At 37.4% G+C, this 15,013-nt stretch carries 14 protein-coding genes; 6 read left to right on the top strand and 8 right to left on the bottom strand.

The annotated features are described in order from the left end of the window. The first annotated feature begins 7 nt into the window (after positions 1-7). Both QZ276_RS07930 and QZ276_RS07925 read left to right on the top strand, forming a co-directional pair. On the top strand, positions 8-1,177 hold the full coding sequence (locus tag QZ276_RS07930) for an RNA ligase (RefSeq protein WP_292486917.1): 1,170 nt from the start codon (positions 8-10) through the stop codon (positions 1,175-1,177). Between the two features lie 28 nt (positions 1,178-1,205). Next, positions 1,206-2,249 (top strand): EF-Tu/IF-2/RF-3 family GTPase, encoded by a 1,044-nt coding sequence (locus QZ276_RS07925; RefSeq protein ID WP_292486915.1) that lies wholly within the window; start codon positions 1,206-1,208, stop codon positions 2,247-2,249. Positions 2,250-2,263: 14 nt separating this feature from the next. Here the strand turns inward: QZ276_RS07925 and QZ276_RS07920 are convergent, their stop codons facing one another. Both QZ276_RS07920 and QZ276_RS07915 read right to left on the bottom strand, forming a co-directional pair. After that, positions 2,264-2,773: a hypothetical protein gene (locus QZ276_RS07920; protein ID WP_292486913.1), complete on the bottom strand. Its 510-nt coding sequence runs from the start codon at positions 2,771-2,773 to the stop codon at positions 2,264-2,266. A 13-nt stretch (positions 2,774-2,786) separates the two neighbouring features. Beyond that, a complete protein-coding gene (locus tag QZ276_RS07915; protein ID WP_292486911.1) occupies positions 2,787-3,536 on the bottom strand; it encodes an ATPase domain-containing protein in 750 nt (249 codons plus the stop codon). A 174-nt stretch (positions 3,537-3,710) separates the two neighbouring features. Between QZ276_RS07915 and QZ276_RS07910 the strand changes: the two genes are divergently transcribed. Beyond that, the gene (locus tag QZ276_RS07910; protein ID WP_292486909.1) at positions 3,711-4,727 is read left to right on the top strand and encodes a stage II sporulation protein M; all 1,017 of its coding nucleotides are present in this window, start codon (positions 3,711-3,713) and stop codon (positions 4,725-4,727) included. Between the two features lie 11 nt (positions 4,728-4,738). Here QZ276_RS07910 and QZ276_RS07905 read toward each other — a convergent pair whose 3' ends face one another. Continuing rightward, positions 4,739-5,764 carry a methionine synthase gene (locus tag QZ276_RS07905; RefSeq protein ID WP_292486907.1) on the bottom strand — a complete coding sequence of 342 codons (1,026 nt, stop codon included), beginning with the start codon at positions 5,762-5,764 and terminating at the stop codon, positions 4,739-4,741. A gap of 143 nt (positions 5,765-5,907) precedes the next feature. Between QZ276_RS07905 and mtaA (QZ276_RS07900) the strand changes: the two genes are divergently transcribed. The 3 genes from mtaA (QZ276_RS07900) (at position 5,908) to QZ276_RS07890 (ending at position 8,688) form a co-directional block, all read left to right on the top strand. Next, complete coding sequence (gene mtaA / locus QZ276_RS07900) at positions 5,908-6,921, top strand: methylcobamide:CoM methyltransferase MtaA (protein WP_292486905.1); 1,014 nt, start codon at positions 5,908-5,910, stop codon at positions 6,919-6,921. 5 nt (positions 6,922-6,926) lie between these two features. After that, a complete protein-coding gene (gene mtaA / locus QZ276_RS07895; RefSeq protein ID WP_292486903.1) occupies positions 6,927-7,952 on the top strand; it encodes a methylcobamide:CoM methyltransferase MtaA in 1,026 nt (341 codons plus the stop codon). A gap of 64 nt (positions 7,953-8,016) precedes the next feature. Continuing rightward, on the top strand, positions 8,017-8,688 hold the full coding sequence (locus QZ276_RS07890; RefSeq protein WP_292486901.1) for a molybdopterin-dependent oxidoreductase: 672 nt from the start codon (positions 8,017-8,019) through the stop codon (positions 8,686-8,688). A 34-nt stretch (positions 8,689-8,722) separates the two neighbouring features. On the opposite strand, the gene QZ276_RS07885 is transcribed toward QZ276_RS07890, so the two are convergent. From QZ276_RS07885 to QZ276_RS07865, 5 genes are all read right to left on the bottom strand, one after another. Beyond that, positions 8,723-9,181: a peptidylprolyl isomerase gene (locus tag QZ276_RS07885; RefSeq protein WP_292486899.1), complete on the bottom strand. Its 459-nt coding sequence runs from the start codon at positions 9,179-9,181 to the stop codon at positions 8,723-8,725. Positions 9,182-9,305: 124 nt separating this feature from the next. Further along, entirely contained in the window at positions 9,306-11,003 is a 1,698-nt protein-coding gene (gene argS, locus QZ276_RS07880) for an arginine--tRNA ligase (RefSeq protein ID WP_292486897.1), read from the bottom strand. Positions 11,004-11,036: 33 nt separating this feature from the next. Next, complete coding sequence (gene prf1 / locus QZ276_RS07875) at positions 11,037-12,278, bottom strand: peptide chain release factor aRF-1 (protein WP_292486895.1); 1,242 nt, start codon at positions 12,276-12,278, stop codon at positions 11,037-11,039. A gap of 160 nt (positions 12,279-12,438) precedes the next feature. After that, entirely contained in the window at positions 12,439-13,374 is a 936-nt protein-coding gene (twy1, locus tag QZ276_RS07870) for a 4-demethylwyosine synthase TYW1 (RefSeq protein ID WP_292486892.1), read from the bottom strand. Positions 13,375-13,421: 47 nt separating this feature from the next. Next, complete coding sequence (locus QZ276_RS07865; RefSeq protein ID WP_292486890.1) at positions 13,422-14,999, bottom strand: DNA-directed DNA polymerase II small subunit; 1,578 nt, start codon at positions 14,997-14,999, stop codon at positions 13,422-13,424. Positions 15,000-15,013: the final 14 nt, after the last annotated feature.

Raw genomic sequence — 15,013 nt, 5'->3', positions numbered from 1 at the left:
GACCAACATGAGCTTTGAATCAAATACTAAACTCGATATTGATGGTGTGGCAGAATTTCTGAACCTGCCCCCATCAAAAGTTGAAAAACTGACATCCAAAAAAAGGATATTACAAAACTGGGGCAAATATCAGAACCTATTTAGATTTGACAAAAAAGTATCCAAAATCGAAACCGGAACAGTTCTATATCAAAACAATGGATACTTTGAATTGATAAGAGGTTTCCCCAAAATAAAAAGAGCAATGGCTGTAGAACCTGCTGTAAAAAGCCATTTTAAAAATTCAGGCACCGTTTCTGTGGAAGAAAAAATGAACGGCTACAACGTTAGAGTAGCCAGTATTAACGGTGATGTTACTGCTTTTACCCGGAGTGGTATAGTCTGTCCCTATACCACAGAACGTGCAAAATATTTAATCGGGCAGGAATTTTTTGAAAAACATCCAGAACTTGTTTTATACGGGGAAATGGTGGGTCCCGATAATCCCTATGTTCCAAAAAGCATCTACAATATAGAATCACTTGACTTTTTCATATTTGATATCAGATATAAAAACACAGGGGAACCTTTACCTGTATATGAACGAAGAAAACTTATGAACGATTATAATTTAAATCAGGTTCAACTCTTTGGAGAATATAAAATCGAAGAGGCTCCTGAAAATATCACCAGAATTATCAAAGAAATAGGGAAACAAGAGCGCGAAGGTGTAGTAATCAAAGATCCACAGATGCGAATAAACGCAATAAAGTATACAAGTTCTGAGAGTAACTGTGCAGACCTTATAGAAGGATTCAAATTCTACAACGATTTTGGAAGGGATTATTTCTATTCAAGAGTTATCCGTGAAGGTTTCCAGTCAGTTGAGTGGGGAGAATCCGAAGAAGAATTCCAAGAACGCTGTTTACAGCTTGGCAGGAGCATACTGGAGCCAATGAGCAGGACTATGAGTAAAGTTGCAGAAGGAGAAGAAGTACACGAGGATGTCCAGATCCGGGTAAAAGAACCTGAAACGATTTATGAATTTGAAAAACATCTTAAAAGAATGGGAATAAATGCTATATTTGGTACCCCCCTACAGGTGGGTGACGAATATCTGGTAGCAATCAGAAAACTTAACCAGAGTACCAATGATAAAACAAAGGCAATCTGGAACGGCAGTTTGTGGAAAAGTTAAAATATAATTTAGAATTAAGGGCAAGGGCATGACAAGCGTAGCAATTATTGGAAGCGAACAGAGTGGAAGAACTAGTCTGGCATCACATCTGGGAAAAAAAGAGGATGAATCAGACATTACAAAATTTGAGTATTCCAAGGGTGGAAGAATACTTACAGCCATAGATGCGAACGGATATCCAGAATCTGTAAAACCACTGATTACAGCTCTCAGCCTTTCAGATATTGCCCTCATCTGTGTGCCACCGGAAGGTCTCAATGCAACTGTTGGTGAATGCATAATATCTTTGGACATCATGAAATATCAGCACGGGATATTTGTTTTAACAAAATCTGATACAACCTATCCATATGCAATAGAAGAACTTAAAGAACAAATAAAAAAGGTGACTGCAGGTACAAATCTTGAAAACTGGGACTGCATTTCAACATCAACAACCTCATTTGAAGGAATGAATGAACTCAGAGATATGATATTTGAACTGGGAGACATTGTATTCAAAGAAAAGAAATCACTGGATGATAAACCACCCCGTGTTGTTATTGATCAGGTTTTTAATGTTACAGGCATCGGATGTGTTGCTCTTGGATCGGTGTCCCAAGGAACAATACATTCAAAGGACAAAATGTACTTGTATCCTTTAGAAAAACCACTGGAAATACGCTCGATACAGATGCATGATGAAGATACAAAAAGTGCAGGGGCTGGGTCACGTGTAGGATTGGCTCTAAAGCATGTACAGACCAAAGAAATCGACAGAGGTTTTATAATATCCAATAATGAATTAGTTAGTACTGATTTCACCCTTAACTGCACACTAACCCAGTTAACAGATGGATTTATAGTAGGAGATGTTTTGCATCTGTTTACAGGTCTCCAATCTACCCCTGTACGAGTTGAAAATATTACATCAAACGGTAACAATATAGAACATGCAAAACCCGGATATGAATATCTGGTGGAGTTTTCAGGTACAAAAGGAATAGCCTATAATAGTTCTGACAGGTTTATAATCGCCAACCTTAATAATGATAAACAAAGGTTTATAGGTTATGGATTTGTTAATGCATAATTTTTGTAATATGTTTATCGCCTATGTGTAAATGGTTTAAACCCTTTTACACTATCAGGTTTTTCAAGTTTTTTGGGTTTTGCAAGAAAATCAGGCAAATCCATCATGGTAGGTTTTTGAGCTGGTGACTGGATACATTCGTAATCATTGCTGTATGTACAGCCAAATCCACTCTCAAAATTGGTTTCGGAATTCAGTTCCTGTGACTCCTGCAACTCCTTTTCTTCATCTTTGTTCTTTTTTTCTTCTCTGGACAAACTTGCATATAAATTCTGTTCTTTTTCCTGAGCTCCTTCCCTTTTCCCCCTTATATAGTATCGATGTACATATTCATCCAGTCCATACATTTTCGATAACGAGTACAAACGAGAATACTTGTCAGTAACCCATCCAAGCTCAGAATGTTTATTATAACCTACCTCAAAACCAAGGTCATAAACTTTTTTCAATACTTCAGTATTTCGGGATTCACTGGTACTGGATAATTTCCTTGTATCATTACTTTTTTTGAAAAAATCTATCATCTAAACTCCCCCATCAGCTCAGCTGGTCGTTAATTTTTAGACCTTTCTCAGTAAATTCAAGACCTCGCATATTACAATCATGATTGGTTCCTCGCATCTTTATAATCTGTAAGGCTCTTGTCATTGTTTTTTGATAGAGGAAATTATGCAGGAAAATTACACCATGAGATGAAAACTGTTCTGTAGAATAGGATGTAGGATCCACCATTTCTGATAACAGTACTGTTGTACATCCCAGATTTTTTAAACTTCTTATAAACCGGCTCATCTCTTTTTCTTCCAATGAACGGTCTTTACTTGTAAAACGTATAGCTGATACAGAATCAATTACCAGCCTTTTGACATTGTACTCCATGACATAGGCAGTAATCTGTTTAAAAACCAGATTTGGTGAAGGAGCTTCCGAATCTACCGGAGCGTATCCAACATCATAATTGGGAGAAATTACTTCATTCATTTCATCTGAATAGCCATATTCCATCCTTGGACCAAGGTCTGCGAAAAGGAGTTTTCTCTTTCTAATAAGAGAAGGTATGCCAAGCTTATAATTAGACATGTCATCAATAACATTTTGAGGACTTTCATTTAAGGTTATATATAAACCAATTTCACCATTTGCAGCGCCATGTGTCAGAAACTGTATCCCAAAAGTTGTTTTACCACTGCCAGGTGGTCCGTTTACCAGATATACCCTTTCTGACAGCAGACCCCCCTGAACCAGCTCATCAAATCCTGAAATTCCGGTCTGTATTCTTGTTACCATGACGCAACCTCTCATTTAAGTTAACATATTAATATAATAATATTTGTACCAAAGATATTTTAATTCATCGATATAATTTTAATAATATACAAATAATGTATTGATAGTAATTTATAAATGTCAAAAATTGTTTTAGTATTATAAGAGTTTACAGGGTTAATGAGAGGCCAAATTATGAATAATTTTTCTGATAAAACATTTAGTATTAAAAAATCTGATGTGTTGTGGTCTCTTAAATTGTTTGCTATGGCTATTGGTTTTGCGTGTTTGCTGGGGTTTAGTCTTTATCTTATTATTAATTCTTTTACAGGTCCTGAAACCGTCAACAAAGCAATCACTACAACATCAAGTACTGCTACCAAAAAAGTTGAAGTCAGTGCTAAATATATTAGCCCTGTTTGGTCGATATTCATATTCAACACTATTGCCGCTTTTACCGCAGCAGCCGGTACAGGGTTGTTTGTATATATCCATCACGCACTACTTGGTGATTTGGAACACAGATTAAAAAATAAGAAATACTCAACCTTTTCCATCAAAACAGAACAGTTATTCAGGTTTTTTTCCAATAAAATATATAAGCTTACTACAAAAAGTAATAAAAGTTACAAACAAAACGGATATAAACAAAATCCTGAATATACACAGGATTCTATATGGTATTATAGCGGATTTAGCGAATACGATTATCAAAAAATCGCACAATTACTCCCATATACTATACCAGTAATAATTGTTTTTGTCAATGGTATATTAATTGGATTGCTTTTTTCCTATTTTATTTTCAATGGTATAATCGATGGATATGAAGTTATGGGACTAAAAGGAATACTGTTTGGTGGAATATATTCATTTTCCTATTTCGTTTCCTCGATACTACCTCACGGAATACTGGAACTGCCTGCACTGATTCTTACTGCATCCATGGGACACAGGTTCGCAAAAATACAATCCTGTACAGTTAAAAATAATAGTTTGTTCAGGGGTAATAATATTGCCAGTATATACCAGAGCCTTGAACAAGTTAATTCAACCACAAAAACTTATCTGAAATCCAAACCGTTATGGATATTATTAACCACAGTTACGGTCGTGTTATTTGCTGCCGCCTATATAGAAATAAATATCACTCCAGTATTTGTAAAAATTGCTATGGAAATTCTGGATGATATAATAATAAATATTAACTGAGCAAAGAGTTATTATTTAAAATCGGCTATTCCTCTGGCAACATTGTTAAGTAAACGACTTGCCACTTCTTGGGTCGGCCATGAACCAAGACCACAATCAGGTCCCACATATTTGACCCGGTCACCGAATTTGGAATAGGCGTTTTCAAGTCTTTTGGCTACCGTTTCAGGAGTTTCCAAACCTGTGATTATTTCTTCAAACTTTTCCAAATCCTTCCAGACATTGGTATTGTATTTTTCATTAAGTACAGCAGCGAGATTGAATACATCAGTACGTGCAACTCCGACTCTCAGATATGAATCTGTATCTTCCAGTAACTTTTTATCAATAAGTTCCAGATAATCAGGATTTGCGGCTGATTCAACACCTATTACATTTATCGAAGGTGTCCTCGCTGCCAAATGATAATGTATGGGTGAATGAAGATGAATTTCCACATCTACACCCAGTTTGTTTGCAGACTGTGATGCTGTCGTTAACGCTTCAATGAGTTCAGAATCGCTAAACATTATCTGCGGATTGATTCCTATACTTGGCTCATCAATGGAAATAGTTTTTACATAGAAATTTTTTGCCGATTCGATTGCTTTTTTAGCAAATTTATCGACACTGGATGCCAGCAGGTTCAAAATATCGGTGTATTCGGTGCTTCCAAATTCTTTAAGATACAGTTCCAGTGGTCCTGTGATGCAGACACGGATACCAAGTTTTTCACCATGTTCTTCCCTGTACTTTTGGGCTGCTGGTTCAATTGCTTCAAGCTCCATTATCTTTGCACAATCTTCTTTGACCTCATAGGGTCCGTCTGAACATTCCTCGTCATTGATTATGGACAAAAACTGTTGGTTCATATCCTGGAATTGTGGATAATTTGGAACCTGTACTCCTGCATCGATTTTTTTCTGGAAAGTATTATTGATAATCGAAAATAATTGCTCATCCTCTTCACGAGTTGAAAAAGCATGAGCTAACCATTCTTTTGTTACTCCTTCTGGTAAAGGGTAACTGCCAATTTCATCGAAAATTAACTCAGTCATGAACACTAACTTATTTTAGATACTATTTATATGTTTGGCGGGGTTTTGCAAACAATTTACATAAGGGAAGACAGTAAACAATTCAATAAATATAACTACTTAAACCAATATATTATTAACTTACAGCAGAAAGGTAGATCCTCATGAATCCAAGAGATAGACTTGTAAACTGTCTGAAAGGAAAAAAAGTAGATTTTATTCCTGCTCTATCTGTCACCCAGACAGCAACTGTTGAACTTATGAGAATGACAGATTCTGAATGGCCAGAAGCCCACAGTGACCCTGAAAAAATGGTAAAACTCGCGGTTGGAGGACATGAAATTGCAGGGCTGGAGGCTGTAAGATACCCATTTTGTCTTACTGTCCTTGCTGAAGCGATGGGATGTGAGGTAAATATGGGTGCTATGGATATCCAGCCTTCAATTGTATCAAACCCCTATTCCAATACTTCCGATATTCCACAAATTCCTGATGACCTTGAAAAAAGAGGCAGAATTCCTGTCATGTTAGAAGTAGCTGAATTAATTAGGTATGAATTGGATGAAAATGTTCCAATTATAGCGGGGCTGGTAGGTCCCGCAACCCTTACCGCCCATTTGATGGGTACATCCAATTTTTTGATTGGGTTAATCAAAAAACCTGAATATGTACGGCAATTTCTGGAAGCCAGTACAGATATATGTATTCGCCATGCCAACAACCTCCTTGAACACGGTGCTGATGTAGTCTGTGTACCCGATGGTACTGCAGGTCCTGACCTGATTGATCCTGCTATGTTTGAGAGTTTCATAAAACCAGAATATCAGAGATTCTGCAGGAATGTTAAGGGCTTTAAAGTATCCCATATGTGTGGTGATATTGATGCTGTACTTGAACCACTTTCAGAATGTGGGTTTGAAGGAATAAGTGTTGAAGAAAAAATAATAGATCTTCAGGCTGCAAAAGAAATTCTTGGAGATAAATCAAAGCTTATAGGTAATGTTTCAACTTCTGGAACTATGCTGATGCGTAGTTATGATGATGTTAAAAACGAGGCAAAAAATTGTCTGGAAGAAGGGGTTGATATACTGGCCCCAGGTTGCGGAATTGCTCCCAATACACCACTAAAAAACATAAAGGCTCTTGTGGATGCAAGAGATGAATACTACCAGAGATGATGAAAATGGATGAGATAACACCAAAAGAAAGAATGGTTAGAGTACTTAAGGGGAAAACAGTTGATAAAACTCCGGTCGGGTCATTTACCAGCATGTCTCCTGTCGACCTGATGGAACTTTCAGGCTCACAAAGACCCGAAGCAGATAGAGATTCTGAGAAAATGGCTACATTGGCAATTTCAGCATCTAAATTTGCCGGATTTGAAACCGTGAGATATCCGTTCGATATGGTCACACTAGGTGAAGCATTGGGATGTGAAATCGATATTGGAACAAAAAAAAGAACTCCTTCTATAACCAGTGGATTGTCAGAAGAAGCAATTAGGGAACTAGAATTACCAGAAGATTTTCTTGAAAATGGAAGAATACCCACGATTCTGGATGCATCCCGTATCATCAAAGAAGAAGTTAAAGATGAACTGCCAATTATTGTAGGTGTTGAAGGTCCTATAGACCTTGCGTCCAATATTGCAGATATAAAAACGTTTATGAAATGGTTACTAAAGGACCGTGAAATAGTCGAAAAACTGCTGGATGTGTGTACCGATGCCTGTATAGAATATGCAAATGCCTGTCTAAAACACGGTGCAGATACAGTATGTATAGCAGAGGCTGTAGCATCACCGGATTTGCTTCCACCGAACGATTTTAATAATCTTCTAAAACCCAGATACACAAAAATTGCAGAAAACCTTGAAGGAAATCGTGTACTTCATGTTTGTGGAAAATCGGACAAAATAATACCATCTATGGTAGAATGTGGTTTCAACGGTATCAGTATTGAAGAAAACGTCGGGGACTTTAAAACAGCAGTAGAAACTGCACATAAAAACAATAATATCGTTATTGGTAATGTGTCCACTTCCCAGACATTATATAATGGAACTCCGGAACAGGTTATATCAGAATCTTTTGACTGTCTTGAAAATGGCGTAGATGTACTGGCTCCTGGTTGCGGAATTGCTCCAGAATCTCCTCTTGCCAATCTAAAAGCAATGGTTCAGGCTCGAAATGAATATTATAAGTCATAAACAGATTCTGGAGAAAGTTATTTTTATATTACAGTTATATCTTTTTAGGGGATATTACAACATTATGGAAATCTTAAAAATTATATACGCCATTGTTTGTGTGGTTTTTTTAATACTTGTTTCAGGTTGCCTTTCATCCACTCCATCGGATACTTCCGATACCGAAATATTCAGAAATCAAACTGAAGCTAAAAACTATCAAGGTATTGATTTAACTCCTATTGACCAGCAACAGACCCGTGATATAAAAGGTACACCAAACATCAATATTGAATCCTACAAGCTACAAATAAACGGCATGGTAGAAAATCCTGAAAACTTTACATATGAACAGATAAAATCCTATTCCAATGTTTCAAAAGTCATTGATTTGAACTGTGTAGAAGGATGGAGTTTTACCGCAAAATGGACTGGTGTTCCTTTAAAGACCCTGTTCAATAAAACGGGTGTCAAAGAAAATGCCACAAATGTGATTTTCTATTCTGCAGATGGGTATTCCACCTCACTAAAACTGGATTATTTAATTGATAACAATATCATTTTAGCCTATAAAATCAATGATGTCACCCTACCACGTGACAGAGGATTTCCTCTACAGCTGGTCGCTGAAAGTAAATATGGTTATAAGTGGGTTAAATGGATAACAGAAATCGAATTTACAAACCAAAGTTATGAAGGGTACTGGGAAAAAAGAGGCTACAGCAACAGTGCCAACATCAGTGGAACAAGTTTTTGAATAATAAATAAAAAAGAAAAAGGAAAAATTAGGATTAAGATTCGGATTCTTCATCAGATCCGGATTCATCAATCTCATCGATTTTTACTTTAAAATTCAGTACTTTACCAGCCAGTGGATGATTAAGGTCAAGGGTTACTTTTTCTTCTGTTACATCCAGTACTTCTGCAGGAATCTGGGATTCATCAGGCAGAGTAACGAGTAACATCATTCCGGGTGTTATTTCCTGGTCATCAGGAACTTGTTCCTTTGGAACATCTCTTTTAAGATCGTCCCTTGGTTCTCCATAAGCTTCTGAAGGCTGGAGCTGGAATTGCTTTTCATCTCCTTCTTCCATGCCCTTGATTGATTCTTCAAACCCTTCAATAATCTGTCCGGAACCTATTTCAAATTCAAGTGGTTCACCGTGGTTTTCGGTGCTGTCAAAAACAGAGCCATCTTCAAGTGTTCCTTCATATTCTACTTTTACTTTATCTCCTTGTTTTACAGGCAATATATCAACTCTTTAGTTGTGGATACTTCCACAAAAGTTTAAAAATTTAGTAAGGTTTGTTTTCTGATTACAAACTATATGACCAATTGTCTTATTTCATCATATATACAACTTGTGGCTGTGTTTACATCGATTCAGGGGCACTGATACCAAGTATATAGAGTGTGTTTGCAAGCATAATACGGGCACAATCAACAAGTGCAAGCCTTGCATACCTAACCTCATCATCTTCAGCACTATTTACCGGTACATAGCGATAAAACTGATTAAAATCATCAGCAAGTTCTCTTGCGTAGGTAGCCACTGTATGGGGTTTTAATTCTTTTGCAGACCGGTCTATCACCTGATCAAATTTTGCCATTTTTTTAATAAGTGCCACTTCATCATCTTCCACAAGAACTGAAGGGTTTACTGAATTTTCTGGATTCCAGAATGTTTTTGCTTTTTTTAGAATATTGCAGGCACGTGCATGAGAATACTGAACATAAGGTCCGCCCTGTTTTTCAAAATCAAGTGCTTTTTTCCAGTCAAAAACAGTGGATTTTTCTGGAGACACACTTACTATGTCATACCTTACTGCACCCATACCAACCTGATCTGAAATTTCTTTTTTAAAATCAGCAGGCATATCAGGACGGCGTTTATCAACTTCCTTGTAAGCCTGAGATTTTACCTTATCAAATACATCATCAGCCGTTATAAATTTGCCCTTTCGGGTGCTCATTGACCCTTCTGGTAAAGAGACAAATTCAAAAATTACAACTTCAGGCTCTTTTTTACCGAGTAAATTCATTGTAGCTTTCAATTGTGACGATACTAATTTATGGTCTGCTCCAAGTATGTCGATTACTCGGTCTGATTCTGCACTCTTTTGTTCGTGATAGGAAAGGTCACGGGTGGTGTACAAGGATGTGCCGTCTGAACGCTGGATTACAAGTTGTTTCTCAAAACCATAATCTGAAAGGTCAACTACAAGTGCACCATTATCTATTTCTGTATGTCCTGTGGATTTAAGTTCATCAATAATCTTTGAGACAGAACCGTTTCTTATGAATTCAGATTCATAAACAAACTCATCATGTGAAACGTTAAGAGTTTTTAGAGTCTGTTTTGTTCCTTCAAGTGAATACCTAACAGATTCATCAAAAATTTTGATGGTATCATCATCTCCGTTTTCAACCATCTGCATGAGGCGATCGATATCCTGCACTTTAAAGGTATCCTTTTCAAGTTCCTGATTAGACCTGATATACAGGTCGGCTATTGCATGATCGCTCTTTTTTGATTCATCGAATCCGAAGTTTTTAAGTCCCCATGATACGATTGCAATTTGTCGACCTATATCATTAACATAATACTGGGTTCTGACATTATAACCGGCATGTTTGAGTACGCGAGATAGAGTATCACCTATAACCGAATTTCTGATATGTCCCACATGCAAAGGACCATTTGGATTTGCAGAGGTATGTTCAAGAATAATGTCACCACTGCTGAAATTACTGGCAAAATCTTCTTTTTCTTTCCTGATTTTTAAAACCGTGTCATCCAGATAATTACGTTTTGCCCAGAAATTCAGATAAGGCCCTGTAACCTCCATTTTTCCAATATATGAATTGTTACCAATTACCGCAGTATTACCAATTTTTTCTGCTATGTCCTTCGGATTTTGCCGATATTTTGACGCCAGCCTAAACGCTATATTTGAAGCCACATCAGAATGCTGGGATGCTTCCACATACAGACTATCAATCTCGTATCCAAGTGATACAACCGCATCATTTAAAATTGATTCTACCTGTTTTTTTAACTCCAAAAACAAAAAATCACCCAATAAGCTATTCTTTCAATAAAATTAGATACCGGTGTTATACCGCAATATCGCCACGATACCACCAAATGCATTCAAAAGCTGAGAACCTTCTTCAAATTCGGTTGATATAAATTCTACTTTTGCTCCTGTCTGGTCTGCCATAGTAGAAAGGTCTTCAACAATATCGATACTGTCAACAAACTCAAAAGACCCACCACATTTTGGGCAGGTTCCGTAATCTGTCACCTGACCTGATGGTTTGCGTGTAAATGAAGTCTCATATCCACATGAACTACACCGGATAATATCCCTTTCTGACTTCATATCCTCAGAAATCAGCAATGTATTAACAGCACCGATTTCCAGATTCTTTCTTACAGTCTCTTCACCATATGCAGCTTTACCGGATTCAGCAATCAATTCATTGAAAAACTGCTGCATAAGCTTTTTTTCTTTCATCAGGTCTATGTCAGCCAGTTTATCGGTTGCTGCATTAACAAGTTCGGATAATCCGGACTCATCTGTATAGGAGACATCAAACATTCCCAGTATTTTTTTCTGGATTTCGTGGTGAAGGAATTCACCTTCTTTGAACTCTTCTTTGGTGGGAGATGGTCCGCCTATAAGTACACCTTCAAAGTTTTCCTGATCTACATTCAGGAAAACATCACTTGCAGCTTCACCTATACGTTTGTTGAAATCATGGATTGCTATCAACCTTAATTGCTCGAACCTGTCTGCACTTTGACCTCCTTTTTTCTGCTTTCCGGGAACTGTAGAAGTCAAATGTCTATGTGTTTCTATACGCTTTCCAACAAGCAAACCTATAGTAGCCTCCCGCCTGTCAAGCACAACCAGACCATAGGTCTTGCTTTCCTTGAGCATATCTTCCAGTGGTTCCAAGAAAAAGGACGAATCACAGTGATATCTGTAGGTAACAAGTTGCTCAGGAGGCTCAATAACAGTGGTCTCCATATTGGTTTTATTGGCTCCGACATCAACTGCACCTGTGAAAAATACAATACCGTTTTCAGGTACTTCTTCCAGATATTTAAGTCTGGAGACCAGTGAATCAATCGCACCCTGTACATTGGTTCTGGTTACCTTGGATTTGATATTTGATGCCTGTCCATATTCATCTTTAAGCTGGGATGTTACTTCAGATATAGGTTTATCCGGTGGTAGATACAGGGAAATTAATTCGGTACCTCTTCCCTTTTTATTCCTTAATTCTTCAAGCTTTTTCTTGAATTCGTATTTGTCATGTGCTGATTGTTCTACCATATTATAGGTACTCCGTGATTAACTTGAATTTGTGATAATAATGTGATGTATTAATTAGCAAAATAATTGCATCAGGTAAAGAAACGGGCTTTATACTGTCACAACAGGGTAAACCTTGTTCTATAGTCGTTTTCCCTATGTGATTTACTATAGATATAGGTTATGACTGTCCCAGAAGCGATTCTAAAGGTCTTGATAAAAGAACTACACGACTGATTTCAACATTATCTGCCACTTCATAACCCAGATAATCAGCGATTTTACTTGCAAATGCATATACCTCATCATGAGAAGGCATGGATTCGCGGGAGAGACGCCCACGAGAAAATCCAAGATGCATATAAGCCTTGATTTCAACAAAATCAGGTTTTGCTGTATTAATCAGTTTTGCAAAACCTTCAGGATTAAACATGTTTACACCTTTTATAAGGGTAATCCTGACTACTGTTCTGACATTTTTGCTATACAGATTAGAAAGTGATTTTTTTATATTTTCCCACAATTCAGGAGATTCAGGATTGCATACTTCTAAATAGGTGTTTTTATCAGGTGCATCCAGACTGAGATAAAGTTGGGTGGGTCTTATCCTTGTTATCATTTCTGGTCTGGTACCATTGGTTACCACAAAGGTAGTTATGCACTCCTTTGTAAATTCATCAATTAACTCTGGAAGGTAGGGATAAAGTGTCGGCTCTCCAGAAAGGGATATAGCTGCATGTTCAGGTTTATTGGCTTCCATCCAACGTTCTCTGGAAGCTGAACCTCCAAAACCAGAAATTAGTTTACGTTGGGCGTATATAGAAGACCCTTTTATTTCAACTGGAGAATCCCATTCTTCAGGAACCGGTACTTCAATTTCAGTAGGACGCCAGCAATGAATACATTTTTGATTGCATAAAAGCGTGGGAGTCATCTGTATACAGCAGTGGGACTTTATACCGTAAAATCGTGATTTATAGCAAGCTCCCTCCTCTTTAATAGAGCGTTTGAGCCAGAGACATGTCTTTACTGCTGAATGGTTACCTACCAGACTGTATCCCTGATTTTTCAAAAGGGTTCTGGAATCTGGAATATTATTGTATATTTGGTCGGGCATTTTAACTTTTATTTAAGATTTTAGATATATAAAACAACCGGGATGATTTAGTTAAATTTAAGTATGGATGTCTTCATATTCGATAGGTCAACCACCGGAACTCTGGCGGGGTCGGGAACCAGATTTACTCTTTTCTGAAATTCTGTTTGTGACTGCCATGTGCCAGAATTAATTAACAGAACGTTCTTGTAGGGTTCAACACCTACTGTATGTACATGTCCACAATGGAGTATATCAGGTATCTGATTTATTACAAAATGGTCATGTTTTTCAGGTGCAATTGAAACTCTCCCTCCATAGATGGGAGAAAGATGTCTGAATTTCATCATTTCAACCATTGCTGTAGTTGGTTTCTGATAGGATACATGAGGTACTGATGCAACGAAATCGTCGATAGAACGACCATGATACATCAATACTTTAACACCGTCAAGGTCAACCATTGCTGGATTACCCACAAAAGTGATGTTTTTCGGGAAATAGGATTTTAATTCTTCCCCAAAACATGGCTGAGGTTCTGCCTGTCTTACTGCATCGTGATTTCCCGGACCTATGATAACCGTGATATGTTCAGGTATCTGTTTGAAATATTCAGCTGCTTTCCTATACTGCTCATATACATCCGGTATAGAAAGTTCCTTATCCTGGCCTGGATAAACTCCTATACCGTCCACAAGGTCACCTGAAACAACAACATACCTTATATCGCTCGAAATTTCCTTCATTTTTTTGTCATCAATATACCCATTCAAAAAATCGATAAACCTCAACCACTCATCTTCAAGGAATGTCGAACTGCCTACATGTACATCAGAAATAAACACCGCTTTACCATTACTGCCTTTGTTTGTGAAATTGGTATTAGGAAGGTCGGGCAATGTGAATTTGGAAGCCATTAACAGTTTTTTATCGTTGGTTAGCATCCCTGTTACACCGACAACTTCGTCCAGAACAAATGAATTTGCCTGTTCAAATAATTCTTTATCTACTGTGCGTACCAAAACAGAAAGTGAACCGGTATTGTCCTCTATTTCAATAAGCTTATGACCTTTTGTGGTTGTTCTTACATCTGATATCATACCTATGATAGATACCTCATCATTGTTTCCCCCATCACCCAGTCTTCGGTTTTTGGTAAGACTTTCTATTGGTCTTGCATTAATTCTTCCACGTATTATCTCACTAAGTTTACTGTACCTATCTCTAAAATACTGTACAAATTCCATATATTCTCCAACACAGGTTGATTGGTTTGTTATATCAGAAATTACATTGACCGGATTGGCTGTTTTTCCTGATAACTCGGGTGAAAACGATGATTGTAACTGGGAAGAATGGGTAACAGAGGATGCATTAAAAGACTCAGATGAACAATTCGGTTCTGTTTCTGCCGATTTTTCAGTTACAGTTGATGTATCATCTTCTGAACCATTTCCATTATGGGATAAAAAACCATCAAAGTCTATATCGTCAACATCAATAACAAGTACAGAATCATCGATGTTTTTGAGAACATAATCCACCAATTTATCCTGTGAACTTTGTGATGCTATTAGCTCGGCTGCATCCGGACTGATCTGGTAACCTGCCTCTGCAAACATTCTCAAAACATCGGTTTCGCTCATAATAGACTCTTATT

Origin of the sequence: Methanohalobium sp., assembly GCF_018609725.1 — an archaeon.
In the GTDB taxonomy this organism is placed as follows: domain Archaea; phylum Halobacteriota; class Methanosarcinia; order Methanosarcinales; family Methanosarcinaceae; genus Methanohalobium.
Note: the sequence above shows the minus strand (reverse complement) of the source record. Positions and strands in the feature narration are given on the sequence as shown.